The organism is Pseudomonas sp. 3A(2025) (genome assembly GCF_054589175.1).
Genome location: NZ_BAAILM010000006.1, coordinates 36652 through 60066 on the forward strand (window position 1 = coordinate 36652; position 23415 = coordinate 60066).

Here is a 23415-nt window from a genome sequence, read left to right on the forward strand (position 1 = left end):
TGCGCAACGTGCCCCTTCCGCACGCAGGCTATTTGCCATTCAGCACAGGAGCGCAGGTCATGGGACGTATCACCCACACACCCGAGCAGAGCAAGGTGGCCGCATGAGCGGAGAATTCATTCACTTTCTGGTGCCGTCAGCGGACAGCGCGCTGGAGTTGACCTTTTTCACCCTGATCGTGGGCGGCATGCTGGTATCCCTGATCAGCGCCGAACTGTGTGGCCGTATTTCCACCTGGGAGCGTAACTGGCAAGGCGGTGCCCATAAAAGCGCACTCGATCTGGAGCACGGCTCGATCAGTGAGCTGAGCCACGCCCTGGCCTCGTTGCCCGAGCGCATCGTCGGCAATATGCCGGGGCTGCTGCTGATTTTCGGCCTGCTGGGCACCTTTCTCGGCCTGGGCATGGCGCTGGACAAGGCCTCCGGCGTACTGCAAGGCAGCGCCGACTCGCTCAATGCGATGAGCGATTCGCTGTCGCAGTTGACCGGGATGATGAAAGACCTGGGCTCGAAGTTCAAAACCTCGACCTGGGGCATCATCGCCTTCATCGTGCTCAAGCTCTGGGAAGCGTCGCGCTGGTCCGCCGACAGCCGCCGTACCGACTGGTGCGTGCGGCAAATGAAGAAGGCCATGGACCACAACCGCACGGTGCTGCGCGAGTACAGCGACGCCCGTGACCGGCAGACGCGCAATACGCTGGAGCAGGTCGGTGAGCGCATGGTGCAGGCCATCAACGCACAATCGCAGTTGCTGGCCAATGAGTTCAAGGGCCTCAAACTGTTGAATGTGCAGATGGCCAAACAGGCGCAAGGTCAGCAAGAGGTGCTGGTCGAGCAGTTCACCGCGTTGAGCAATCAGATTGGCGAAGGCAATCATTGCCTGGCCAGCCTCGATCGGCATGCGCAGACCAGCGCGCAGCAGCTTGAACAACTCACCGTGCTGGCCGGGCAACAGAACCCGCAGGCGCTGGAACAACATGATCTGCTGATCAGTCATCTGGCGACGCTGGCCACCCTTACCGAAGAAAGCAATCTGTCGCTGGACAGCCTCGATCACCGCGCCGAACGTGCCACCGCGCAGCTGGATGAACTGCAGAACCTGGAACGGCAACTGGCGCAACAGGCCCAGGGGCATCACGGCATTCTGATCAAGCAGTTGGCCGCACTCGGCACCCTGGCCGGCGACGGCAACCGCTCACTGGCCAACCTCGATGAACGCACCGAGCAGGTGGTGCAACGGTGGAGCGCAGCGACGGCACAGTTGCAGGAATCGACCGATGCGATTGCAGGTTCCGTGGATGGGCTCGCGGGCCAGGTCGAAACGCTTGACCTGCGTGATCAGGCATGAAAGACAAACCCAATGAGTGGGTGTCGATTTCGGACCTGATGGCCGGGGTCATGGCGGTGATCATGCTCATGCTGGTGGTCTCGGTGTTGCAGAACAAGGTGGGTGAAGCTGCCACCAAAGCCGAGCAACAGGCCACTGAAGCTGCGCGCAGCCAAGGCTTGAATGCCTTGCTGACGGAGATGAAAGCCGATCTTGAGCGCACTGGCGAAGCCACACTGGTCGAGATCGATATTGCCAACCGCCGCCTGACCTTGCCCGATGACGCCTTCGCCCGTGGCAGTGCCTGCATCACCCCGGCCACCCGCACGGTGCTGGGCAAACTGAGTGTACGGATCGGCGCATTCATTCATGACTCGGCGCAAGCGCAGGTACTGGTCGAGGGCCATACCGATAACCTGCCGGTGGCGCGCCCGGTGACCGACTTTGCGCGCTTTTGCACGGTGTACGACGACAACTACACGCTGTCGGCGGCTCGTGCCCGCGAAGCGCGCAAGCTGCTGGTGCAGACGCTCGATGCACAACAGGCCATGCGCGTGGTGGTAGCCGGCTACGGCGACTCACGGCCCAAGCCCGGGATCGATCCGGGCAGTGCATTGAACCGGCGAGTCGAGATTCAACTGGTGATGGCCAAATCGATGTAAGCGGCGCAGCGATAATACGCTTGTAGGAGCTGCTTTAGCAGCGAAGGGCACAACACGGTGTTGTGCCATTCCCGACTAAAGTCGGTCCTACGGTCGCCGCCCGGCCGGTCCTGCAAGTCCGCGCAATCGGTTTTTGTACCAGACCGACCACGTATTGACGCAGCCCCTGATCGGTGGTCATATGCCGCCCCAGTTTCAGGTGCCCCATGCCGCCGTGCATGAGGTGAAACGGGAAGCCGGTGCATCACCTCCAGTGACTAGTCCGGCGCTGCCCCCGCAACGGTAAGCGAGCGAACCCTTCGACACACCACTGTGCTTTCAGGCATGGGAAGGTGAAGGGTTCATGATCCTCGCAAGCCCGGAGACCGGCCTGAAGCCTTGTTAGGCAATCCCTGCGGTGGGCGGGCGCAGGCCGGTATTCGTGCGCCTGTGCGTGCGATTCCCTATGCGTTATTCCCTCCGGGTTCATTCTTTCCTGATCGAGTTGGAATAGCATGTCCCGTTTCTCCCCTTTGCACCTGAGCCTGTTTCCTCTATTGAGCTTTTCTGCCGCCGCCCTGAGCGCAGAATCGGCCCTGACCCTGCCGGCCACCAGCGTCAACGAGGTCGCCGAACAAGCTCCCACGACCCTGAACACGCCACAGGCCACCGGCTCCCGGCTGGCACTGACGTCCTTGCAGACCCCGGCCAGCGTCAGCCGCATCGACAGCAAGACCATCGAACAGCGCACTAACCAGAGCGTGCAGGAAGCGGTCAGCCGCGCACCGGGCATCTCCAGCCTTGCCGCACCCGGCAATGGCAATACTGCATTGTCGGCGCGAGGCTTTACCGGCCATGCCTCGGTGATGACCTTGTTCGACGGCTCGCGGCTGTACACCGGGATGGGCACGCAGACCTTTCCGGTCGACACCTGGATGGTCGATCACATCGATGTGCTCAATGGTCCCGCCTCGGTGCTGTACGGCGAAGGTGCTACCGGCGCGACGATCAATGTGGTGCCAAAAAAACCGTTCGAAGGCCCGATTCGCAATCGCCTGCGCGTCGGCTACGGCTCGTACGACCGCCAGCAGACCGCGCTGGACAGCGGTGGCTCGCTGAGTGACAGCCTGAGTTATCGCCTGACCCTCGACCAGCAGCAAAGCAACGGCTGGGTCGATCATGGCGATTCACGCAGCCATGCCATCAGCGCCGCCCTGCGCTGGCAGGCCAGCGACGCCTTGAGCTTTACCTTCGCCCATGAGCGCGGCGACAGCGAGCCGGCGGCGTATTTCGGCACACCGCTGATCGATAGCCGCTACCGCGACAGCCTGCGCGACGAGAACTACAACGTGCGCAACGCCGTGCAGCGTTACAACGACGAATGGACCCGGCTCAATACCGACTGGCAGATCAACGATGCCGTCAGTGCCAGCAACCAGTTGTACTGGATCACCAGCCGCCGCCACTGGCGCAATGCCGAGGCCTATACCTGGAACCCTGTGAACAGCCATCTGCTGCGCGGCGACGCGATCGAGATCAAGCACGATCAGGAGCAGATCGGCGACCGCCAGACCTTTACCTTCCAGCATGCGTTGTTTGGTTTGGACAGCCGCACGGTGGTCGGCACCGAGTACAACAAGATCCGTTTCAAACTCGCCAATAACTCGCCGTACACCGATGTCGCCGACGACTTCGTCGACCCGTGGCAACCGGCGCCGGCGTATTTCCAGAGCCAGTCGCCGTACCTGCCGCTGGCCAATACCGAGACCCGCACGTTTGCCCTGTTCGCGGAAAACCGCCTGCAACTGTCCGAGCGCTGGTCGCTGGTGACCGGTATTCGCCGTGACCAGAACCACCTGGATCGCAGTGACCAACGCGCCGGCACCCGCAGCGACCGCAGCCTGAGCGGCGGCAACTGGCGCGCCGGCCTGGTGTTCGCGGTCACCGATCAACTGTCGCTGTATGGCCAGTATTCGACCAGCGAAGACGGGGTCAGCAACCTGATCACCCTCAACCCGACCCAGCAGCAGATGGACCTGACCGAAGCCAAACAGACCGAGTTCGGCTTGAAGCAGCAGTTCTGGGACGGCCGTGGCGAGTGGACCCTGGCGGCCTATCACATCGTCAAGAAAAAGGTGCTGACCCTCGACCCGGTCACCCGTCTGAGCCAACAGATTGGCCAGCAGTCTTCCGATGGCCTGGAAGCCAGCCTGGACCTGCAACTGGGGCATGGCTGGCAGGTCGCCGCCAACGCCTCGGTGGTGCGTGCCGAATACGATGACTTCAATGAAGTGGTCAACGGCCAGGTGATCTCGCGGGCCGGCAATCGCCCCAGCGATGTGCCGCGACGCACCGGCAACCTGTGGCTGAACAAGGCCGTTACCGAGCAAATCGATGCCGGTGTCGGCCTGCGTTATGTCGATGCGCGCTATGCCAACACCGCCAATACCGCGCAGGTGCCGAGCTATACGGTGGTCGATGCCAACGTTGACTGGCAGGTGCTGCCCGATGTCAGCCTGGGCCTGCAACTGTATAACCTGTTCGACCGGCGTTATGCCGTGGCCGCGCAGAACACCGCGCAGCAATGGCTGATGGGCCAGCCGCGCTCGCTGTTCGTCACTGCCGACTACACCTTCTGATGCTGACCCTCGAGGGGCTTGAATGGGGCTCGGCCCGCCAGTTTCGGCTGGCGGGTATCGACTTGCGGGTCGACCACAATGAGTTCGTCGGCCTGATCGGCCCCAACGGCAGCGGCAAGACCAGCCTGTTGCACTGCGCCTGGCGCTTCAGCCAGCCGAGTGCCGGTCACGTGCGGCTGGATGGCCAGGATCTGTGGCAACAGTCAGCGCGCTGGAGCGCCCAACGCATTGCCGTGGTGCAACAAGAGTTTCCTCAAGACTTTGGCCTGCGGGTGCTCGATGTGGTGAACCTGGGCCGCGCGCCGCATAAAGGTCTGTTCGACGGTGAAAATGCCGCCGACCAGACCCTGGTCAGCGAGGCGCTGCACCGCACCGGTTTGCATGCGCAAGGCGAGCGTCTGTTCGCCAGCCTGTCGGGCGGTGAAAAGCAGCGCGTGTTGCTGGCCAGGGCGCTGGTGCAGCAACCCGAGCTGCTGATTCTCGACGAGCCGACCAACCACCTCGACCCGCGTTATCAACTGGAACTGCTGCAACTGTTGCGGCGCCTCAAGCTGGCGACGCTGGCCAGCTTTCATGACCTGAACCTGGCAGCCGCGTTCTGCGACCGGTTGTATGTGCTGCAAAACGGCCGACTGGTCGCCAACGGCACACCTACCGAGGTACTGACCGCGCCGTTGTTGCGGGAGGTATTCGGCGTCGAAGCGCTGGTCGACACCCATCCGCTGGCCCCTCATCCGCGTATTACCTGGATAACCCGATGATCCGATCCCTTGCTTTATTCGTCATGCTGGCGGGCGGCAGTGTTGCCCAGGCCAGCGACTACCCGCTGACGGTGCGCAGTTGCGAGCGTGAGGTGACGTTCAGCAAGGCACCGCACCATGTGGTCAGCCACGACCTGAACATGACCGACATGCTGCTGGCGCTGGGCCTGCGTGAGCGCATGGCAGGCTTCACCGGCATCAGCGGCTGGAAAACCATCGAGCCCGAGTTGCGGGCGAAACTGGATGGCCTGGCGGAGATTGCGCCGCGTCATCCATCGGTCGAGAACCTGCTGGATGTCGGCGCCGATTTGTACTTCGCCGGCTGGAACTATGGCATGCGCGTCGGTGGCCCGGTGACTCCGCAGACCCTGGCGCCTTTCGGTATTGCGGTGTACGAGTTGAGCGAGTCGTGCTCGTTCGTCATGACTCGGCGTGAAGCCAGCTTCAGCGACCTGTACAACGACCTTGCCAACCTGGGACGGATCTTCTCGGTCGAAACCCGCGCTCAGGCGCTGATCGAACAGACCCGGCAGCGGGTGCAACAGGTGCAGACGGCACTGGGCGATGACCGGGTGCGCCCGCGGGTATTTCTCTATGACAGTGGCGAAGACCGGCCGATGACCTCTGGTCGGCTGGGTATGCCGCAGGCGCTGATCCATACGGCTGGCGGGCATAACGTGATGGACGATGTAACGGGCAGCTGGATCACGGTCAACTGGGAAAGCGTGGTCGAGCGCAATCCGCAGGTCATCGTCATCGTCGACTACGGCCCGACCTCGTGGCAGGCCAAGCGCGACTTTCTGCTCCAGCATCCGGCCCTGCAAAGCGTCGAGGCCATCCGCAATAAACGCTTTGCGGTGCTGAGTTATATCCAGGCCACGCCTTCGTTGCATAACGCCCAGGCGCTGGAAATCCTCGCCCGTGCGCTGCACCCGCAAGCGTTTGCCGAGGCGAGCCGGTGATCGGTGTCACCCGCTATCGGCTGTTGATTGGTGTGCTGCTGGCGTTGCTGGTGCTGTCGTGCGGGCTGGCGCTGGGTTTCGGCCCCGCGCGCCTGTCACCGGCACACGTGGGCGGCATCGTCCTCAAGCAACTGGGCTTTGCCGTCAGCGGCTCATGGAGCCAGGGCCAGGAGCAGATCGTCTGGCTGATCCGTGCCCCGCGTGTGTTGCTCGGGGCGCTGGTCGGTGCCGGGCTGGCGATGGTCGGCACGGCCTTGCAGGCAGTGACCCGCAACCCGCTGGCCGACCCGCACTTGCTGGGCGTCAGTTCCGGCGCGGCCTTGGGCGCGGTGTTGGTGGTGATGTACCTGGGGCATTTTGCCGGTACCTTGAGCCTGCCATTGGCGGCGTTCATCGGCGCGTTGGGCAGCATGTTGCTGGTGTTGAGCCTGGCCAGCCGCCAGGGTCGGCTGGAAAGTGATCGGCTGTTGCTGGCCGGCGTCGCGGTGTCGTTCGTGCTGATGGCCGTGGCCAACCTGCTGCTGTACATCGGCGACCCGCATGCGGCGGGTTCGGTGATGTTCTGGATGCTCGGCGGCCTGGGCCTGGCGCGCTGGGACATGCTCGGCCTGCCCGCCGTGTGCGTGCTCGCCGGTGGCGTTGCCCTGCACACCCTCGCCCGCCCGCTGAATGCCTTGATGAGTGGCGAACAGACCGCCGTGAGCCTGGGCTTCGATACCCGTAGGGTGCGCTGGCAGGTGTTTATCTGCACCTCGCTGCTGACCGGCGTGCTGGTGTCGTTGTCCGGGGCGATTGGCTTTGTCGGGCTGATGCTGCCGCACATCGCCCGCTATCTGGTGGGTGCCGAGCACCGTCGGCTGATTCCGGTCAGCGCCCTGTTGGGTGCGCTGTTTCTGGTCTGGGTCGATGTCGCGGCACGCACGCTGATTGCGCCACAAGACCTGCCGATCGGGATTGCCACGGCGGCGCTGGGCGGGGTGTTTTTCGTGCTGTTGTTGCGCAAGCGGTGATGGAGGCGGCACAGTGTCCGCCGCCTAGCCCGACAACAGGAATGGAAACACCCATGGAGTTCGAGATTCTCACCCGCGTCATGTTTCAGATCGGCATTGCCGGTCTCGGTTACGTGGCGGGTCGCGTGTTGCAGATCAAGGCCCAGGACCTGGCCACGCTGCTGATCTATGTGATTTCATCGGTGGCGATTTTCCAGGCCATTTACCTGTCGCCCGCCGACTGGTCGTACCTGAGCTATTCGCTGGTCACTTATCTGGTGGCCTCCAGCGCCGGCGTTCTGGCCTTGCTCAGTGCCCGGCTATTCTGGAAGGACGCCCGCGCCAACCTGCTGGGCTTTGCCGGCGGCACTGGCAACACCGGTTATTTCGCCCTGCCGATCATCTTTGCCCTGTTTGCCCCGCCGCAGGTCGCCATCGGTATTTTCATCATCATTGGCTGTGCGCTGTACGAGTTCACCGTGGGGTATTTCATCGTCGCCCGTGGGGTGATGACCGCGCGTGAGTGCCTGCTGCGCATCGCGCGTCTGCCGATTCTGTATGCGGCGGTGGCGGCCATGGGCCTCAAGACTTTTGGCGTGACCATCAGCCCGATCCTGATCAGCGGGCTGGACACCTTCAAGGGTGCCTACAGCGTGCTGGGGATGATGGCAATCGGCATCACCCTGTCGAGCTTTCGCCGCCTGGAAATCGACTGGAAGTTCATCGCCTTTGCACTGGGCTGGAAACACGTGGCCTATCCGCTGTTCGGCGGTCTGGTCTGCTACTTTCTGCTCGACCTGCCGGCCACCACGCTGGCGGTGGTGGCGCTGATGCTGTCGACGCCGATGGCCAGCAACACCGTGCTGATTGCCAACAACCTCGGTGTACACCCGGAAAAGGCCGCCATGGCGGTGATGGCCAGCACCCTGATGGCGCTGGTCTCGGTGCCGCTGGCGGTGGCCCTGATCGGCTAAACCGCTTTGGCACTGCGCGATTGTTGCACTGTGGTGCGAATGAACGCACCGATAAACAGGATCGTGTAGAGCATCACGATGGTCGGCGCCGGCGCACTATCAATAAAAAATGACAGGTATACGCCGAGAAACGCCGCCGCCACGCTGATTGCCATGGCCATCAGCAACATAGCCTTGAAGGTGCGGGTCAACAGCAGCGCAATGGCGCCGGGGGCAATCAGCAGCGAGATGGCCAGGATGATCCCCGCCGCCTTCAAGGCACCGACGATGGTCAGCGAAATCAGGCTGAGCAACCCATAGTGCAACAGCTTGACCCGCAGCCCGACCGCCCAGGCGTGCGCGGGGTCGAAGGCGTGCAGCAGCAGGTCTTTCCACTTGATGCCAATGACCAGCAGGGTCAGCGCGGCAATCGCCGCCGAGCCCAGAATGTCCTCAAGGCCCACACCCAGAATGTCGCCGAACAGAATATGGTCGAGGTGCACGCTGGATTCGATCTTCACGTACAGCACCAGCCCCAGGCCGAACATGCCCGAGTAGACCACGCCCATCACCGTGTCCTGCTTGATGCGGCTGTTGTCCTTGAGAAAGCCCGAGGCAATGGCGCAGCACATACCGGCCACGAAGGCGCCGATGGCGTAGGGAATGTTGATGATGTAGGCAATCACCACGCCGGGAAACACCGCATGCGACACCGCATCGCCCATTAGCGCCCAGCCGCGCAGCACCAGAAAACACGAGAGCAGCGCCATCGGCAACGACACCAGCACCGCAACGATCATGGCATTGACCATGAAGTCGAACTGGAACGGGCCAAGCAACGTTTCAAACAGGCTCATGGCGTCACATCCAGAGCGGCCTTGCCGCGTCGGCGCGAGGCGAGCATGCCGTGCTTGGGCGCCAGAAAGAAGGCGGTCAAAAAGATCAGCGTTTGCAACACGACGATGATGCCGCCGGTGGCGCCGTCGAGAAAGTAGCTGAGGTAGGCGCCGCTGAAGCTGGTCAGCGCGCCAATGCTGACCGCGATGATCAGCAGCCGCTCGAAGCGATCGGTCAGCAGGTAAGCGGTGGCGCCTGGGGTAATCACCATGCAGATCACCAGAAAGGCGCCCACGGTCTGCAAGGCCGCAACCGTGCAGGCCGACAGCAAGGTGAAGAAAATCCCCTTGAGCAGCGTCGGGTTCAGGCCAATCGAGCGGGCATGGCTTTCATCGAAGAAAGTCACCATCAAGTCCTTCCATTTGGCGAGCAGGATCAGCAGCGACACCACGCCGATGACCACCAGTTGCAAGGTGTCGGTGGGGCTGATCGCCAGAATGTTGCCTTGCACGATGGTCTGAATGTTCACCGAGGTCGGCGACAGCGAGACCATGAACAGCCCCAGGCCAAAGAACGATGTGAAAATCAGGCCGATGATCACATCCTCCTTGAGCTTGCTGCGCTGGTTCAGAAACAGCATGCACGCCGCCGCCAGCCCGCCGGAGAAAAACGCCCCGATCGAGAACGGCAGGCCGAGCATGTAGGCACCGGCCACACCGGGCACGATGGAATGCGACAGCGCATCGCCGATCAGCGACCAGCCACGCAGCATCAGGTAGCACGACAGAAAGGCACACACGCCGCCGACCAGGGCCGAAACCCACATGGCGTTGCGCATGTATTCGTAAGTGAAAGGATCGAGCAGGCCGGCCATCACGGTTGGGACGCTCCGTCGCCACGTCGCGAGGCAATGCCGTCGCGGATCACCAGCGGGCGCTCGTCGTCGGTGAAGATGCCGACCCGCTGGCTCTCATCGCCAATCGCGTGGTTGATCATGAAGTGCCGCAAGACGCCGCCGAAGGCCTGCTCCAGATTACCCTGGGTAAACACCTCTTCGGTCAGCCCGTAAGCCAGCACGGTGTTTTTCACCAGCACGGTGCGGTCGCAGAATTCCGGCACCGAGCCCAGGTTATGGGTCGACACCAGCATCACCCGGCCTTCGTCGCGCAGCTCACGCAGCAAGGTAATGATCTGGTCTTCGGTATTGACATCGACACCGGTGAACGGCTCATCCAGCAGGATCACCCGGCCATCCTGGGCCAGCGCACGGGCGAGAAAGACGCGTTTTTTCTGACCGCCGGACAACTCGCCGATCTGTCGCCTGGCCAGTTCGGTCATGCCCACCCGCGCCAGCGCAGCGGCCACGGCGGTGCGGTCGTCCTTGCGGGCAATACGCAACATGCCCATATGGCCATAACGGCCCATCATCACCACATCTTCGACCAGCACCGGAAAGCTCCAGTCGACCTCTTCGGCCTGCGGCACATAGGCCACCAGGTTGCGTTTGAGCACCTCGCGCACCGACATGCCTAGCACGCGGATATCGCCCTTGGCCAGGCCGACAAAGCCCATCAAGGCCTTGAACAGCGTGGATTTGCCGGCGCCATTGACGCCGACCAGTGCGGTGATGGTGCCGGCCGGAATGTGAAAGCTGGCATCGCGCAGGGCGGTGTGGCCATTGCGGTAGGTCACGGTGACATCAGTGACATCGATGCCATTCTGAGTCTGGGTGAACGCGGTGGAATCCGTCATGGAGTCTGTCCAGCCTGCAACCCTTTGGTCAGGGTTTCGGTGGTGACACGCAGCAGGTCGATATAGGTGGGCACAGGGCCATCGGGCTCGCTGAGCGAGTCGACGAAGAGAACACCACCGTAATGCGCGCCGGTCTCGCGAGCAACCTGTCGGGCCGGTTTATCCGACACCGTGCTTTCGCTGAACACCGTGGCGATCCTGTTTTCGCGCACCGCGTCGATCACTTTGCGCACCTGTTGCGGCGTGCCTTGCTGGTCGGCGTTGATCGGCCACAGGTACAGCTCTTTAAGCTCAAGGTCGCGGGCCAGGTAGGAAAACGCCCCTTCACTGGTGACCAGCCAGCGCTTGTCGGGGGCGATCTGTTGCAGTTGCGCACGCAGCGGCGTGATCGCGGCCTGGATGCTGGCCTTGTAGGCCTCGGCATTGCGGCGGTAGGTTTCGCTATTGGCCGGGTCGTACTGAATGAACGCATCGCGAATGTTATCGACGTAGATCAGCGCATTGGCCGACGACATCCAGGCATGCGGGTTGGGCTTGCCGGTGTAAGGCCCCTCGCCGATACTCATCGGCTCGATGCCGTTGGAGACCACCACACTGGGCACGTTCTTGAGGTTCTGGAAGAACTTCTCGAACCACAGCTCCAGATTCAGGCCGTTCCACAAAATCAGTTGCGCGCCCTGGGCACGGCGCAGGTCGCCGGGGGTGGGGGAATAGTTATGGATTTCGGCGCCGGGCTTGGTGATCGACTCCACCGTGGCGGCATCGCCTGCGACATTGCGCGCCATGTCGGCGATCACGGTAAAGGTGGTGACCACCTTGAATTTTTCCTGGGCCTGCGCCGGAACCGTCACGATCAACGCCAGCACTGCCAATACCGCAGCGGCGGCCAGACGTGTCCATCCCTTGTCGCGATTCAGCATCTTCAGCACCTCTTGGCGGATAGAACGAAACCCTTACGCCGCGATGCCAAGACAAATCAATGACCTGCAAAAGCCGGCAACCTGGATGGGATTGATTTTCATTATGATTTCTTCTGACGCATCCAGCAAGAAGGCTTTGCCATGATGCGTCGAGGGAAGGTATAGCACCGCCAAGGTGCTGAGGATGGCGGGCTACATCCTGAACGCGCCCACCAGCCGATTCAGCTCGCGCGAGGATTCAGCGACTTCGTTGCTGGCCGTGACCATGTGCCCCGCAGAATCGGCCGTCGAGGCGCTGAGTGTGCGAATTTGCCGGGTATTGCGCTCGACACTTTCGACCACGCTGGTCTGCTGCTCGGCGGCGGTGGCGATCTGCACATTGTGCTGAACGATTTCGCCCATGCCGCGAGTGATTTCCTCGAAAGCGCCAGCGGCCAGGCGCACTTCACGCATCACCTCACCGGCGCTGGTGTGCGTCGCCTGCATACGCTGCACGGCGTTATCGACTTCCTGACGCAAACGCTCGATGGTCGCGTGAATCTCGCCGGTCAGGCCTTGGGAATGGGTGGCCAGACTGCGCACTTCGTCGGCCACCACCGCAAAGCCCCTGCCCTGCTCCCCAGCACGCGCTGCCTCAATGGCGGCATTCAGTGCCAACAGGTTGGTCTGCTCCGACACACTGCGGATCATGCTCACCGCACGGGTGATCTCCAGGCTTTCACGCTCCACCGCGCCAATGGCCGAGATAGACCGCTGCATCTCGGCGAATAACAGGTCGATGCCCTGCACCACGCGGTCGATCTGCGTGCCGCCATCCCGGCATTTGTCGCTGGCCAGCGCGGCAAAATCGGAGGTCAGATGCGAACTGCGGCTGATTTCGTGCACGCTGCCGACCAGTTCGGTCATCGACGTGGTGATCAGCTCAAGCTCCGCCGACTGCTGCACAACGCCTTGCCGGGAGCGCGTGGCCGCTTCGCTGACATTGAGCGCCTTGCCTTCGGTGGCGGCCGAAAAGCGCGCCACCTCGCCGATCAGCTCACGAATACGTTCGCGCATGCTCTCGAACGCCGTCGCCAGGCCGCCGAGTTCGTCACGCGATTGCGCACCGATGCGGTGGCCAAGGTCGCCCTCGGCAAACCGGCACGTAGCCTCAGTGATGCTGCCAATACTGGCGCGCACCGACAGGTAAAACCCGGCAAACAGATAAACGATGACCGCCACCACCCACAACAGCACCGCCAGCCAGGTCACCAGACGCTGCTGATTGTGTTCCACGCGCTCGTGCAAGCGGCTGGAAACGCCGGCCAGCAATTGCCCGGTGGCGCTGTCGAGGGTTTGTAGCATCGGGTCGAACGCTTGCATGCGTTGCAACCACAAGCCGGTCGACTCCTCATCGAACTGACTGCTCTGCCCGTATTTATCCAGTGTCTCGGTCTTGTACACCTGCGCCGCACGCGACGCCGCTTCAACCATCAGTGGCTGATCGGTTAGCCGGGTAAACCCCTCGAGGCTGGCCAGCTGGCTCATGACACCGGGGCGCGAGACGGTTTCGAGATAGCCATAGGCGGCGATGTGCCCGGCATAGGCGCGGCTCTGGCCAATCACCTGATACAGCAGCAAGGCAGTGCTGAAAAACCGGTCGATGGCGCTGTTGACCCCGGCCTCGCGGTCCAGGCTCAGAAAGGTTTGCCAGGCGATACGCTTCATCGCGGCCGGGTAATGCTCTTGCTCGGCCAGCACCTCGTTGTACAGCGAGCCGACCGATTTATCGGCCTGGGCAATACCGCGCGCAGGCTCTTGGGTCACCTGTGGCAGGTGCGCCTGTTCCAGCCAGGCATTCAGTGTTTGCCGGGCCTGATCCAGCGCCTGCTGTTTGTCGCTGAGCGCCTGGGTCAGCTCCGGGCTCTTTGCCGCCTTGACCGTGAGCTTGATGCCCGACAGCTCCAGCGACAACCGGTACACCGGCATGAACCGCTCAAGCGCCGCAACGCCCTGCAATTGCGCGCGGGTGCTGGCCAGCTCTGCATTCAAGGCACTGAGCCGTTCGAACGACAGCCAGGCGAACGGCACCATGAACACCACAAAGATGATGCTGAACTTCTGCACATAGCGTGCACGGTTCATCAGATACAACACCGGCCCGAACATGGCGGCTCCCTCCCCGATCATTGATTATTGTTGTGGCAGATGAGGTCGTGGTGCAGAGATGCATTTATATGCATTCAATTTGTATACAGACTATGCACGATAAAAATACATGTCAATCGGCCATGTTCTTTTGAGTACAAGGAGGTGCATCACAGCGTCTTGATAGGCCATGATGTGCGACTGTCCAGACCGACATACGGCCTGATTTTGACCCTGAACATTTGAATTACAGTCCCGCTGTGCTTCTTGATCAGCGCAGCGAAATCCAGGAGATTTTCCGGCATGACCCAACCTGCTTACGTTCCGCCCAAGGTATGGACCCACGAGGCCCCGTCCGGCGGCAACTTCGCCAGCATCAACCGCCCCGTGGCCGGCCCCACCCACGACAAGACCCTGCCGGTCGGCAAACACCCGCTGCAATTGCACTCGCTGGCCACCCCCAATGGTGTGAAGGTCACCATCCTGCTCGAAGAGCTGCTGGCGCTGGGGCACACGGGCGCCGAATACGATGCCTGGCTGATCCGCATCGGTGAGGGTGAACAGTTCTCCAGCGGTTTCGTCGAGATCAACCCCAACTCGAAAATCCCCGCCCTGCTCGACCGCAGCGTCGAACCGCCGATCCGCCTGTTCGAGTCCGGTTCGATCCTGCTGTACCTGGCTGAAAAGTTCGGTGACTTGATCCCCAAAGACCCGGCCGGCCGCGCCGAAACCCTGAACTGGCTGTTCTGGCAAATGGGCTCGGCGCCTTATCTGGGCGGTGGTTTCGGGCACTTCTATGCCTATGCGCCCGAGAAAATGGAATACCCGATCAACCGCTTCGCCATGGAAGCCAAGCGGCAACTGGACGTGCTCGACCGGCGTCTGGCCCAGAACACCTACCTGGCGGGCGGCAGCTACACCATCGCCGATATCGCCGTCTGGCCGTGGTACGGGCAACTGGTGCTCGGCAACCTGTACTCGGCGGGCGAATTCCTCTCGGTGCACGAGTACACCCACGTGCAGCGCTGGGCACAAGAAATCGCCAAGCGCCCGGCCGTTCAGCGCGGCCAGCGGGTGAACCGCACCTGGGGCGATGAAGACAGCCGGGTTGCGGAACGGCATGAGGCGGCGGATCTGGATTGATCCACCCTATGTGCATCGGGGGGCTGCCCTAAGCCCCCAACCGATACCCGACCCCCGCCTCGGTGACAATAAACCTCGGCGCCGTCGGGTCATCGGCCAGTTTCTGCCGTAGATGGCCGATAACGATGCGCAAATAGTGGCTGTCGTGGGTATGGGTCGGCCCCCATATTTCGCGCAGCAGGTGCTGCTGGGTGATGACCCGCCCCGGGTAGCTCGCCAGTTGCGCCAGTACCGCGTATTCCTTGCGGGTCAGGGCCACGTCGGTGCCGTCGAGCTGCACCCGGCGAGCGGCGAGGTCGATGCTCAGCGGGCCTAGTTGCAGCGCCGCTTGCGCTTGCTGGCCTTCGGGCGCCTGGCGCAGTAGCGCACGAACCCGCGCCAGAAACTCCTGAATGCCGAACGGTTTGGTCACGTAGTCGTTGGCGCCGGCGTCCAGTGCCTGGACTTTCTGTGCTTCGCTGGCGCGCACCGACAGCACCATCACCGGCACGCGCAACCATTCGCGCAGGTCGCGCAGCACTTGCTGGCCGTCCATGTCCGGCAGGCCGAGGTCGAGCACGATCAGGTCCGGGCGATTCAGCGCCGCCTGGTTCAGGCCTTCGGCGCCGTCGGCCGCTTCCAGCACCTTGTAGCCTTGCGACGCGAGGCTGATGCGCAGGAATTTGCGGATCTGTGGTTCGTCGTCGATGACCAGAATGGTCGAGGTCTGGCTCATGATTGTTCTGCGCCTTGTTTGCATAGTAGGACCGACTTTAGTCGGGAACGGTGTCGCTGCGGTTCCCGACTAAAGTCGGTCCTACAAGCCATCATTCGATTTCCAGCGGTGGCTGGGTTGGCAACGGCAGGTGCAGGGTCATGCAGGTGCCTTTTGCGTCACGGCCCTCGGTCACGCTGACGCGCCCGCCATGCGCGCCGACCATGCCCTGACAGATCGCTAGCCCCAGCCCTGTGCCCTGCCCGCCACGATCGCCACGGGCGGCGGTGTAGAACATGTCGAAAATCTTGCTGCGCTCGGCCTCCGGGATGCCCGGCCCCTGATCGCTGACGGCAAAGCACAGATCACCGTCATGCACAGCGGCAGTGACCTCCAGCAGCCCGCCAGCGGGCGAAAAGCGCGCCGCGTTTTCCAGCACATTTACCAGCGCCTGCTCGATCAGCGCCGCGTGCACGTACAGCAGCGGCAACGGCTCAGCCACTTGCACGCGCACCTGCAATGGCGCGAGGACCGCACGCAGGCGGTTCAGGGCGCTGCCGACGATATCGGCCGGCGCGACCCAGTCGCGGGCCAGTTTCAGCGAGCCATGGCCCAGGCGGGTCATGTCCAGCAGGTTCTGGATATAACGGTCCAGGCGTTCAGCTTCGTCACGGGTGCCTTCGAGCAGTTCATGCCGGTCGGCCAACGGAATGGCCTCGCCGAGTGCCAGCAGGCTGTCGATACTGCCGCGCATGGCGGTCAGGGGCGTGCGCAAATCGTGGGACACCGAGGCCAGCAAGGCGCTGCGCAGTTGCTCGGTTTCACCCTGCAAACGCGCCGCTTCCAGGTCCTGAGCCAGTTGCGCGCGGGCCAGCGCCTGGGCCAGCGGCTGGCTCAGGGCGCTGAGCAAGCGCCGTTGTTGCGCGCTGAAAGCGTGACCCTCTTGCGGGCACACGCCCAACAAGGCCAGCGGCCCGTCTTCGGCCGACACTGGCCACCACCACCAGCGCCCGGACGGCAAGGTGCCGGTGCCATGCCCGGCCGGCTGGTCGTGTTGCCAGGCCCAGTCGGCCGCTACCCGTTCGGCTTCGCTGAAGGTCAGCGGGCCGCCGGTTTCCACCACCCAACCGGCCTCGGCGTCACGGCCCAGCAGGCACAACTGCAGGCCGGGCCAGCCGCTCAAATGCTGTTCGGCGGCGCGCAGTACCGCTTGCCGGTCGGTGGCGGCGGTCAGCTTGCGCGACAGGTCGAGCAAGGCGCTGGTTTCTTCTTGCGTGCCGCGCAAGGCGTTGAACTGCCGGCGCTGGCGGCTGGCAAGCTGGCCGGTCAGGGCCGCCATCAGCAGGAAGAACACCAGGGTCAGCACGTCTTCTTCGCGCTGAATGCTCAGCGAGAAACTGGGCGCGATAAACAAGAAGTCGTAGGCCAGGAACGACAGCGCCGCACACACCAGCGCCGGGCCCATGCTGCTGCGCACCGCCACCAACAGCACGGCCATGAGAAAGATCAGCGAGATATTGGGCAGCTCCAGCAGCCCGGTAATACCCCAGGCCACACCACTGGCAATCGCGGTGGCCAGCACCGCCAGCACATAGTCGAAGCGTTTTGCCGGATAACGCAACGTACGGTGTGGCGGCTGCGGCACGGTGTCGTTGTCCAGCACGCTGATTTCCAGCCCGTGCGCCTCGCGCAGCAAACGCCCGGCCACACCGGCGCCAAACAGCCGGCGCCGCCAGCGCTGCCGCGACTGACCGACCATCACCACGCTGGCACGGCGTTGTTTGGCATGTTGCAGCAAGGTGCGCGCCACCTCGCCGGCGCGCAGGCTGACCACCTCGCCGCCCAGGCGCTCGGCCAGTTGCTGCGCGCTTTGCAGGTAACTGCGACCCTGCTCGTCGAGCGGTGAACCTGCATCGACGTGCACCAGGCTCCAGGGCAGATGCCGCCGCTGGGCGACGCGGCTGGCATGGCGCACCAGTTGCTCGGCCTGTGCATCGCCGTCGACGCCGACCAGCAAACGCCCACGCAAAGCCGGCGCGGTCTGGCCGCGTTGCCGGTAGCCTTGTGCCAGATCGTTGTCGACCTGGGCGGCGGCGGTCTGCATGGCCAGCTCACGCAGTGCGCTGAGGTTGGTCTGGCTGAAAAAGGCATCGATGGCCGCGCGCGCCTGCTCCGGCACATAAACCTTGCCGTCGCGCAGGCGCTCCAGCAGCTCGCGCGGCGGCAGGTCGATCAGCACCAGCTCGAAGGCTTCCTGCAACACCCAGTCGGGCAGGGTTTCACGCACCTGCACGCCGGTGATGCCACGAATCTGGTCGTTGAGACTTTCCAGGTGCTGGACGTTGACCGTGGTGTAGACGTCGATGCCGGCCGCCAGCAGTTCCTGAACGTCCTGCCAGCGCTTGGCGTGACGGCTGCCGGGGGCGTTGCTGTGCGCCAGCTCGTCGACCAGCGCCAGCGCCGGTGCAGCCTGCAACAGACCGTCGAGGTCCATTTCTTCCAGGGTCATGTCGCGGTATTGCGAGCGGCGCATCGGCAGCTGCGGCACACCGGCCAGCAGCGCTTCGGTTTCAGCCCGGCCGTGGGTCTGCACCACCCCGGCCAGCACGTTGACGCCCTGGCGCAACTGGCTGTGCGCGGCTTGCAGCATGGCGTAGGTCTTGCCGACACCGGGGGCGGCGCCGAGAAAGACTTTCAAGCGGCCCCGGCCTGCGCGGGGCAGTTGGGCCAGGAGGGCATCGGCAAGGCCTGGGTTACTCACGTTGGGGGCTCTCTTGGCGTTATAGGGTGTTGAGGCTGCGATTCAAGGCCAGCACATTGACCACCGGCGGCCCGAACAACGGGCGTTCGGTGTGCGCGGCAATCAACACCCTGACCTGCTCGACCGGCACTTTGCGGGCAAGCGCCACGCGTGCAGCCTGCCACTCGGCGGCCTGCGGCGGCAAGTGCGGGTCAAGGCCGCTACCGGACGTGGTCAGCAGCGCCAGCGGCACATCGCCCTGCCCCGCCTGCGCCAGGCGCGCGGCGTCTTCGCCAACGCGCTGCGCCAGCGCCGGGTTGCCGGGCGCCAGGTTGCTCGCGCCACTGGCCACCGTGGCATAGGCCGCCGCCGAAGGACGTGGCTGAAACCACTGCTCGCCGTTCAACGGCTGGGCGATCAGTTGCGAGCCGCGCACCTGGCCGTCGGCATCACGGATCAGGCTGCCATTGGCCTGATCGTTAAAGGCCAGTTGCGCCACACCGGTGACCGCCAGCGGATAGGCCACACCGGTGATCAGGGTCAACAGCGTCAGCAGGGTCAGGGCCGGACGTAGGGTAGAAAACATCAGTCAATCCTCTGGGTCATACGGGTACATCGTTTATACGGGCCTTACACCAGGCCCAGGCCAACCAGAATCAGGTCAATCGCCTTGATCCCCACAAACGGCACCACCAGCCCGCCGACGCCGTAGATCAGCAAATTGCGGCGCAGCAGGTGCGCGGCGCTGGCGGCCTGGACCTTGACGCCGCGCAGGGCCAGCGGAATCAGCACGACGATAATCAGCGCGTTGAACACGATTGCCGAGACAATCGCGCTTTGCGGGCTGGCCAGTTTCATCAGGTTCAAGGCGCCGAGTTGCGGGTGGATCGAGGCGAACAGCGCCGGCAAAACGGCGAAGTATTTGGCCACGTCGTTAGCGATGGAGAACGTCGTCAGCGCGCCGCGGGTCACCAGCAATTCCTTGCCGACCTGCACCACGTCCAGCAGCTTGGTCGGGTCGCTGTCCAGGTCGACCATGTTGGCCGCTTCGCGGGCGGCCTGGGTGCCGTCGTTCATGGCCACGCCGACATCGGCCTGGGCCAGCGCCGGGGCGTCGTTGGCGCCATCGCCGCACATCGCGACCAGGCGGCCCTGGCCTTGCTCGAAGCGGATGCGCTCCAGCTTTTTCTCTGGCGTCGCTTCGGCCAGCACATCGTCGACCCCGGCTTCAGCGGCAATCGCCGCCGCCGTCAGCGGGTTGTCGCCGGTGACCATCACCGTGCGGATGCCCAGTTTGCGCAGTTCTTCAAAACGCTCGCGAATGCCGGGCTTGACCACGTCCTTGAGCTGGATCGCGCCCAGCAGCCGGCCCTCGCCACACACCAGCAGCGGGGTGCCGCCGGATTTGGCGATGCGTTCGATTTCGCGCTGCAGCGGCGCGGGCAGGTATTCGCGGCTCAGTCCGATAAACGCCAGCAACGAATCCACCGCGCCCTTGCGGTACACCCGCCCCTGATAATCGACACCCGACAGGCGCGTCTCGGCGCTGAACGGCACGCCGGTTACCTCGCTTAACGCAGGCTCTTGAAACGGATGCAGGTTGCGCAGGTACTCGACAATCGACTTGCCTTCGGCGGTGTCGTCGGTCAACGAGGCCAGCAAGGCGCCCTCGCTCAACTGCTGCGCGCTGATGCCGGGCGCAGCATAAAGGCCGGCGCAGCGGCGGTTGCCGAAGGTGATGGTGCCGGTCTTGTCGAGCAGCAGCACATGCACGTCCCCCGCCGCTTCTACCGCGCGGCCCGAGCGGGCAATCACATTCAGGCGTACCAGGCGGTCCATGCCGGCAATGCCGATGGCCGACAGCAGCCCGCCGATGGTGGTCGGAATCAGCGTCACCAGCAGCGCCACCAGAAACACCAGCGGCAGGCTGCCACCGGCAAAACGGGCAAACGGCTGCAAGGTGATGACCACCAGCAAGAAGATCAGGGTCAGGCCGATCAGCAGAATGTCCAGCGCCACCTCGTTGGGGGTTTTCTGCCGCTTGGCACCTTCGACCAGCGCGATCATGCGGTCCAGGGTCGACTCGCCGGGGTTGCTGCCGATGCGCACCAGCAGCCAGTCGGACACCAGCCGCGTGTTGCCGGTGACCGCCGAACGATCACCGCCGGACTCGCGGATCACCGGCGCCGACTCACCGGTAATCGCCGCCTCGTTGACTGCGGCGATGCCGGCAATCACTTCACCGTCGCCGGGGATCATTTCTCCGGCCTCGACGCGCACTACGTCGCCCTTGCGCAAGGTTGCGGCCTCGACCACGCGAAACGTGCCATCGGCCTCACGCAGGCGCGCTTTCAGGCCTTCGCTGCCGGCCTTGAGGCTGTCGGCGCGGGCCTTGCCACGGCCTTCGGCCAGCGCCTCGGCAAAGTTGGCGAACAGCACGGTAAACCACAGCCACAGCGCGATCTGCACGGCGATGCCGGTCGGCACGCGCGGGTCGGGAATGACGCACAGCACGGTGGTCAGAATGGCGGTCAGTTCGACTACCAGCATGACCGGCGAACGCACCAGTTGCCGTGGGTCGAGTTTGATGAACGCCTGGAGCAGCGCCGGGCGCCACAGCGCTGAAAAGCGCGTCGAAGCCTGCGCAGGTGTGGCGTCAGAGCCTGCCTGCGAGGGTGTATCGGTTACGGGCATGTTCATGATCGGCTCCTTAAAAACCCAGGCTCAGATGATCGGCAATCGGCCCCAGGGCCAGGGTTGGCAAAAAGGTCAGGCCGCCCACCAGCACGATGGTCACGGTCAACAAGGCGACAAACAGCGGGCCGTGGGTCGGGAAGCTGTCGCTGCCTTGCGGGGCGGCGTGCTTGCTCGCGAGACTTCCGGCCAGGGCCAGCACCGGCAGGATGTAGCCGAAGCGCCCGAGCAACATGGCAAGACTCAGCATCAGGTTATGAAACGGTGTGTTGGCGGCAAAACCACCGAAGGCCGAGCCGTTGTTGGCGGTGGCCGAGGTGTAGGCGTACAGCAACTGGCTGAAGCCATGCGCGCCGGGGTTGCTGACCGAGGCCACCGGGCCCGGCAGGCTGGCGGCGATGGCGCCGAGCACCAGCACCCCCAGCGGCATCACCAGCAAGGTCGCCACCAGCAGCTTGACCTCGCGGGCCTGGAGTTTCTTGCCCAGGTATTCCGGGGTGCGGCCAATCATCAAGCCTGCGAGAAACACCGCGATCAGCACGTTAAGCAGCATGCCATTGAGGCCCACGCCCACGCCGCCGAAGATCACCTCGCCGACCATCATGTTGACCAGCGCGACCATGCCGGTCAGCGGGTTGAGGCTGTCGTGCATGCCATTCACCGAGCCGTTGGAGGCCGCCGTGGTCGCCACCGCCCACAACGTGGTGCCGGTGACGCCGAAGCGCGCTTCCTTGCCTTCCAGCGATGCTGCCTGTTCGACACCGGCCATGGCCAGCGTCGGATTCGGCGCGTACTCGGACCACAGCGCCAACCCGGCGCCGAGGCTCAGCAGCAACAGCATGCAGCCCAGAATCGCCCGGCTCTGGCGCAGGTCCTTGACGTAGTGGCCAAAACTGAACACCAGCGCGGCCGGAATCAGCAGGATCGCCACCAGCTCCAGCAGGTTGCTCAGCGCCGTGGGGTTTTCGAACGGGTGCGCCGAGTTGACGCCGAAGAAGCCGCCGCCGTTGGTGCCCAGTTGCTTGATCGCAATCTGGCTGGCCGCCGGGCCCATCGGCAGGCTTTGCGGGTCGCCTTGCAGGGTCAGCGCATCGACGTAGTGGGCAAAATTCTGCGGCACGCCCTGCCAGACCAGCAACAGCGCCAGCACGATGCACACCGGCAGCAAGCCATAGAGCGTGGCGCGGGTCAGATCGACCCAGAAGTTGCCCAGTTGCATGGTCGAACGCCGGGCAATGCCCCGGCACAACACCGCCAGCACGGCGATGCCGGTGGCGGCGCTGACGAAGTTCTGCACGGTCAGGCCGAGCATCTGGCTCAGGTAACTCAGCGAGGCTTCACCGCTGTAGGCCTGCCAGTTGGTGTTGGTAACGAAACTGACGGCGGTGTTGAACGCCAGTGTCCACTCCAGCCCCGGCAATTGCTGCGGGTTAAGCGGCAACACGCCTTGCAGCATCAACAAGGCAAACAGCAGCACGAAGCCCGCCAGGTTGAACGCCAACAGCGCCACGGCGTAGGTTTTCCAGCTTTGCCCGGCCTGCGGATCGACACCGCTCAGGCGGTAGCACCCGCGCTCGACCGGCCCCAGCAGCGGCGTCAGCCAGGTGCGCTCGCCCTCCATCACCCGATACCAGAAACGCCCCAGCAGCGGCGCGGCGCCCAGCAACAACAGCGCGAAGGCGCCTATCAGCAGAAAGTCATGAATGTTCATGCTCACTCCTGTTGGTGATCGGCGCGCAACAGCGCAACCAACAGATACATGAACAGCCCGATACCGAGCAACAGTGACACCCCATCCAGCATGCTCATTGAAATCCCCTAGCTGATCAGATCAGTACGGCGACCGCCGTGTGTCAGGGATTGTCAGCAAGATGGGCGTAAAGGAACGAGGGCGTGAGGGCGGCCGGGGCATAAAGAAAGTGTAAAAAAATCAGTAATCTGTACGCGACCTTGGTAGGAGCGCGCTCTGCCCCGCGACCGGCTGCGTTTGCAGTCGTAAATTTTCAGCGTTTTCGGGATTTTGCGAGCGCTAGCGCACTCGGTCGCGGTGGTCCGGCATTCCGGAAGAGCGCGCTCTCATCAAACATAAAATAACTTATTGATTTTATTGAATTTAAAATTCATCACTACTGCCTCACTGCAATATCAATTCAAGCCACCAATACAACCTCTATCCCCAGCTTGCGCGCCTTGCTTAGCAAGGCGCGCACCTGTCTTTCATGGCTTCTGGCTTCAA

The 23415-nt window shown here is 63.4% G+C and carries 19 protein-coding genes, 1 pseudogene and 1 riboswitch; of the genes and pseudogenes, 8 read left to right on the forward strand and 12 right to left on the reverse strand.

The annotated features are described in order from the left end of the window. Positions 1–103: 103 nt before the first annotated feature. The 7 genes from ACYP2A_RS01950 to ACYP2A_RS01980 all read left to right on the forward strand — a co-directional run bounded on the left by ACYP2A_RS01950 (position 104) and on the right by ACYP2A_RS01980 (position 8293). A complete protein-coding gene (locus ACYP2A_RS01950) occupies positions 104–1348 on the forward strand; it encodes a hypothetical protein (protein WP_459742269.1) in 1245 nt (414 codons plus the stop codon). Beyond that, positions 1345–1989 carry an OmpA/MotB family protein gene (locus ACYP2A_RS01955; RefSeq protein WP_459742270.1) on the forward strand — a complete coding sequence of 215 codons (645 nt, stop codon included), beginning with the start codon at positions 1345–1347 and terminating at the stop codon, positions 1987–1989. The genes ACYP2A_RS01950 and ACYP2A_RS01955 overlap by 4 nt, the downstream gene beginning before the upstream one ends. 180 nt (positions 1990–2169) lie before the next feature. Next, positions 2170–2377, forward strand: a riboswitch (cobalamin riboswitch). A gap of 106 nt (positions 2378–2483) precedes the next feature. Further along, a complete protein-coding gene (locus ACYP2A_RS01960) occupies positions 2484–4607 on the forward strand; it encodes a TonB-dependent receptor (RefSeq protein ID WP_459742272.1) in 2124 nt (707 codons plus the stop codon). Continuing rightward, on the forward strand, positions 4607–5368 hold the full coding sequence (locus ACYP2A_RS01965; protein ID WP_459742274.1) for an ABC transporter ATP-binding protein: 762 nt from the start codon (positions 4607–4609) through the stop codon (positions 5366–5368). Before ACYP2A_RS01960 ends, ACYP2A_RS01965 begins: the two co-directional genes overlap by 1 nt. Beyond that, positions 5365–6330: an ABC transporter substrate-binding protein gene (locus ACYP2A_RS01970; protein ID WP_459742276.1), complete on the forward strand. Its 966-nt coding sequence runs from the start codon at positions 5365–5367 to the stop codon at positions 6328–6330. The genes ACYP2A_RS01965 and ACYP2A_RS01970 overlap by 4 nt, the downstream gene beginning before the upstream one ends. Continuing rightward, positions 6330–7340: a FecCD family ABC transporter permease gene (locus ACYP2A_RS01975; RefSeq protein ID WP_459742296.1), complete on the forward strand. Its 1011-nt coding sequence runs from the start codon at positions 6330–6332 to the stop codon at positions 7338–7340. The genes ACYP2A_RS01970 and ACYP2A_RS01975 overlap by 1 nt, the downstream gene beginning before the upstream one ends. 53 nt (positions 7341–7393) lie before the next feature. Beyond that, positions 7394–8293, forward strand: coding sequence for an AEC family transporter (locus ACYP2A_RS01980; protein WP_459742277.1), 900 nt, complete (start codon positions 7394–7396; stop codon positions 8291–8293). Here ACYP2A_RS01980 and ACYP2A_RS01985 read toward each other — a convergent pair. From ACYP2A_RS01985 to ACYP2A_RS02010, 6 genes and pseudogenes are all read right to left on the reverse strand, one after another. Beyond that, a complete protein-coding gene (locus ACYP2A_RS01985; RefSeq protein ID WP_459742279.1) occupies positions 8290–9129 on the reverse strand; it encodes a metal ABC transporter permease in 840 nt (279 codons plus the stop codon). The genes ACYP2A_RS01980 and ACYP2A_RS01985 overlap by 4 nt on opposite strands. Continuing rightward, positions 9126–9983, reverse strand: a complete 858-nt coding sequence (locus ACYP2A_RS01990; RefSeq protein ID WP_459742297.1) for a metal ABC transporter permease — start codon at positions 9981–9983, stop codon at positions 9126–9128. The genes ACYP2A_RS01985 and ACYP2A_RS01990 overlap by 4 nt, the downstream gene beginning before the upstream one ends. Beyond that, positions 9983–10861, reverse strand: a complete 879-nt coding sequence (locus ACYP2A_RS01995) for a manganese/iron ABC transporter ATP-binding protein (RefSeq protein ID WP_459742280.1) — start codon at positions 10859–10861, stop codon at positions 9983–9985. Before ACYP2A_RS01995 ends, ACYP2A_RS01990 begins: the two co-directional genes overlap by 1 nt. Continuing rightward, the gene (locus ACYP2A_RS02000; protein WP_459742282.1) at positions 10858–11781 is read right to left on the reverse strand and encodes a metal ABC transporter substrate-binding protein; all 924 of its coding nucleotides are present in this window, start codon (positions 11779–11781) and stop codon (positions 10858–10860) included. Before ACYP2A_RS02000 ends, ACYP2A_RS01995 begins: the two co-directional genes overlap by 4 nt. Before the next feature lie 192 nt (positions 11782–11973). Further along, positions 11974–12837: a methyl-accepting chemotaxis protein gene (locus ACYP2A_RS02005; protein WP_459742299.1), complete on the reverse strand. Its 864-nt coding sequence runs from the start codon at positions 12835–12837 to the stop codon at positions 11974–11976. After that, a pseudogene (locus ACYP2A_RS02010) lies at positions 12829–13950 on the reverse strand (HAMP domain-containing protein); the annotation flags it as partial. The pseudogene ACYP2A_RS02010 and the gene ACYP2A_RS02005, both read right to left, overlap by 9 nt. Before the next feature lie 261 nt (positions 13951–14211). Here ACYP2A_RS02010 and yghU point away from each other — a divergent pair. After that, entirely contained in the window at positions 14212–15051 is an 840-nt protein-coding gene (gene yghU / locus ACYP2A_RS02015; protein ID WP_459742284.1) for a glutathione-dependent disulfide-bond oxidoreductase, read from the forward strand. Between the two features lie 28 nt (positions 15052–15079). On the opposite strand, the gene ACYP2A_RS02020 is transcribed toward yghU, so the two are convergent. The 6 genes from ACYP2A_RS02020 to kdpF all read right to left on the reverse strand — a co-directional run bounded on the left by ACYP2A_RS02020 (position 15080) and on the right by kdpF (position 22988). Beyond that, positions 15080–15766 carry a response regulator gene (locus ACYP2A_RS02020; RefSeq protein WP_459742286.1) on the reverse strand — a complete coding sequence of 229 codons (687 nt, stop codon included), beginning with the start codon at positions 15764–15766 and terminating at the stop codon, positions 15080–15082. A 91-nt stretch (positions 15767–15857) separates the two neighbouring features. Beyond that, on the reverse strand, positions 15858–18506 hold the full coding sequence (locus tag ACYP2A_RS02025; protein WP_459742288.1) for a DUF4118 domain-containing protein: 2649 nt from the start codon (positions 18504–18506) through the stop codon (positions 15858–15860). A gap of 19 nt (positions 18507–18525) precedes the next feature. Continuing rightward, positions 18526–19071 carry a potassium-transporting ATPase subunit KdpC gene (gene kdpC, locus ACYP2A_RS02030; protein WP_459742289.1) on the reverse strand — a complete coding sequence of 182 codons (546 nt, stop codon included), beginning with the start codon at positions 19069–19071 and terminating at the stop codon, positions 18526–18528. Between the two features lie 44 nt (positions 19072–19115). Further along, positions 19116–21185 (reverse strand): potassium-transporting ATPase subunit KdpB, encoded by a 2070-nt coding sequence (kdpB, locus tag ACYP2A_RS02035; RefSeq protein ID WP_459742290.1) that lies wholly within the window; start codon positions 21183–21185, stop codon positions 19116–19118. A 10-nt stretch (positions 21186–21195) separates the two neighbouring features. Continuing rightward, positions 21196–22890 (reverse strand): potassium-transporting ATPase subunit KdpA, encoded by a 1695-nt coding sequence (gene kdpA / locus ACYP2A_RS02040; RefSeq protein ID WP_459742291.1) that lies wholly within the window; start codon positions 22888–22890, stop codon positions 21196–21198. Between the two features lie 2 nt (positions 22891–22892). After that, complete coding sequence (gene kdpF / locus ACYP2A_RS02045; RefSeq protein WP_459742292.1) at positions 22893–22988, reverse strand: K(+)-transporting ATPase subunit F; 96 nt, start codon at positions 22986–22988, stop codon at positions 22893–22895. Positions 22989–23415: the final 427 nt, after the last annotated feature.

Excerpts from the sequence above, each read along its gene's own strand:
- ACYP2A_RS01950 (WP_459742269.1), top strand. The coding sequence starts at position 104 with ATGAGCGGAGAATTCATTCACTTTCTGGTGCCGTCAGCGGACAGCGCG.
- ACYP2A_RS01955 (WP_459742270.1), top strand. The coding sequence starts at position 1,345 with ATGAAAGACAAACCCAATGAGTGGGTGTCGATTTCGGACCTGATGGCC.
- ACYP2A_RS01960 (WP_459742272.1), top strand. The coding sequence starts at position 2,484 with ATGTCCCGTTTCTCCCCTTTGCACCTGAGCCTGTTTCCTCTATTGAGC.
- ACYP2A_RS01965 (WP_459742274.1), top strand. The coding sequence starts at position 4,607 with ATGCTGACCCTCGAGGGGCTTGAATGGGGCTCGGCCCGCCAGTTTCGG.
- ACYP2A_RS01970 (WP_459742276.1), top strand. The coding sequence starts at position 5,365 with ATGATCCGATCCCTTGCTTTATTCGTCATGCTGGCGGGCGGCAGTGTT.
- ACYP2A_RS01980 (WP_459742277.1), top strand. The coding sequence starts at position 7,394 with ATGGAGTTCGAGATTCTCACCCGCGTCATGTTTCAGATCGGCATTGCC.
- ACYP2A_RS01985 (WP_459742279.1), bottom strand. The coding sequence starts at position 9,129 with ATGAGCCTGTTTGAAACGTTGCTTGGCCCGTTCCAGTTCGACTTCATG.
- ACYP2A_RS01990 (WP_459742297.1), bottom strand. The coding sequence starts at position 9,983 with ATGGCCGGCCTGCTCGATCCTTTCACTTACGAATACATGCGCAACGCC.
- ACYP2A_RS01995 (WP_459742280.1), bottom strand. The coding sequence starts at position 10,861 with ATGACGGATTCCACCGCGTTCACCCAGACTCAGAATGGCATCGATGTC.
- ACYP2A_RS02000 (WP_459742282.1), bottom strand. The coding sequence starts at position 11,781 with ATGCTGAATCGCGACAAGGGATGGACACGTCTGGCCGCCGCTGCGGTA.
- ACYP2A_RS02005 (WP_459742299.1), bottom strand. The coding sequence starts at position 12,837 with ATGCGCGAACGTATTCGTGAGCTGATCGGCGAGGTGGCGCGCTTTTCG.
- yghU (WP_459742284.1), top strand. The coding sequence starts at position 14,212 with ATGACCCAACCTGCTTACGTTCCGCCCAAGGTATGGACCCACGAGGCC.
- ACYP2A_RS02020 (WP_459742286.1), bottom strand. The coding sequence starts at position 15,766 with ATGAGCCAGACCTCGACCATTCTGGTCATCGACGACGAACCACAGATC.
- kdpC (WP_459742289.1), bottom strand. The coding sequence starts at position 19,071 with ATGTTTTCTACCCTACGTCCGGCCCTGACCCTGCTGACGCTGTTGACC.
- kdpB (WP_459742290.1), bottom strand. The coding sequence starts at position 21,185 with ATGAACATGCCCGTAACCGATACACCCTCGCAGGCAGGCTCTGACGCC.
- kdpA (WP_459742291.1), bottom strand. The coding sequence starts at position 22,890 with ATGAACATTCATGACTTTCTGCTGATAGGCGCCTTCGCGCTGTTGTTG.
- kdpF (WP_459742292.1), bottom strand. The coding sequence starts at position 22,988 with ATGAGCATGCTGGATGGGGTGTCACTGTTGCTCGGTATCGGGCTGTTC.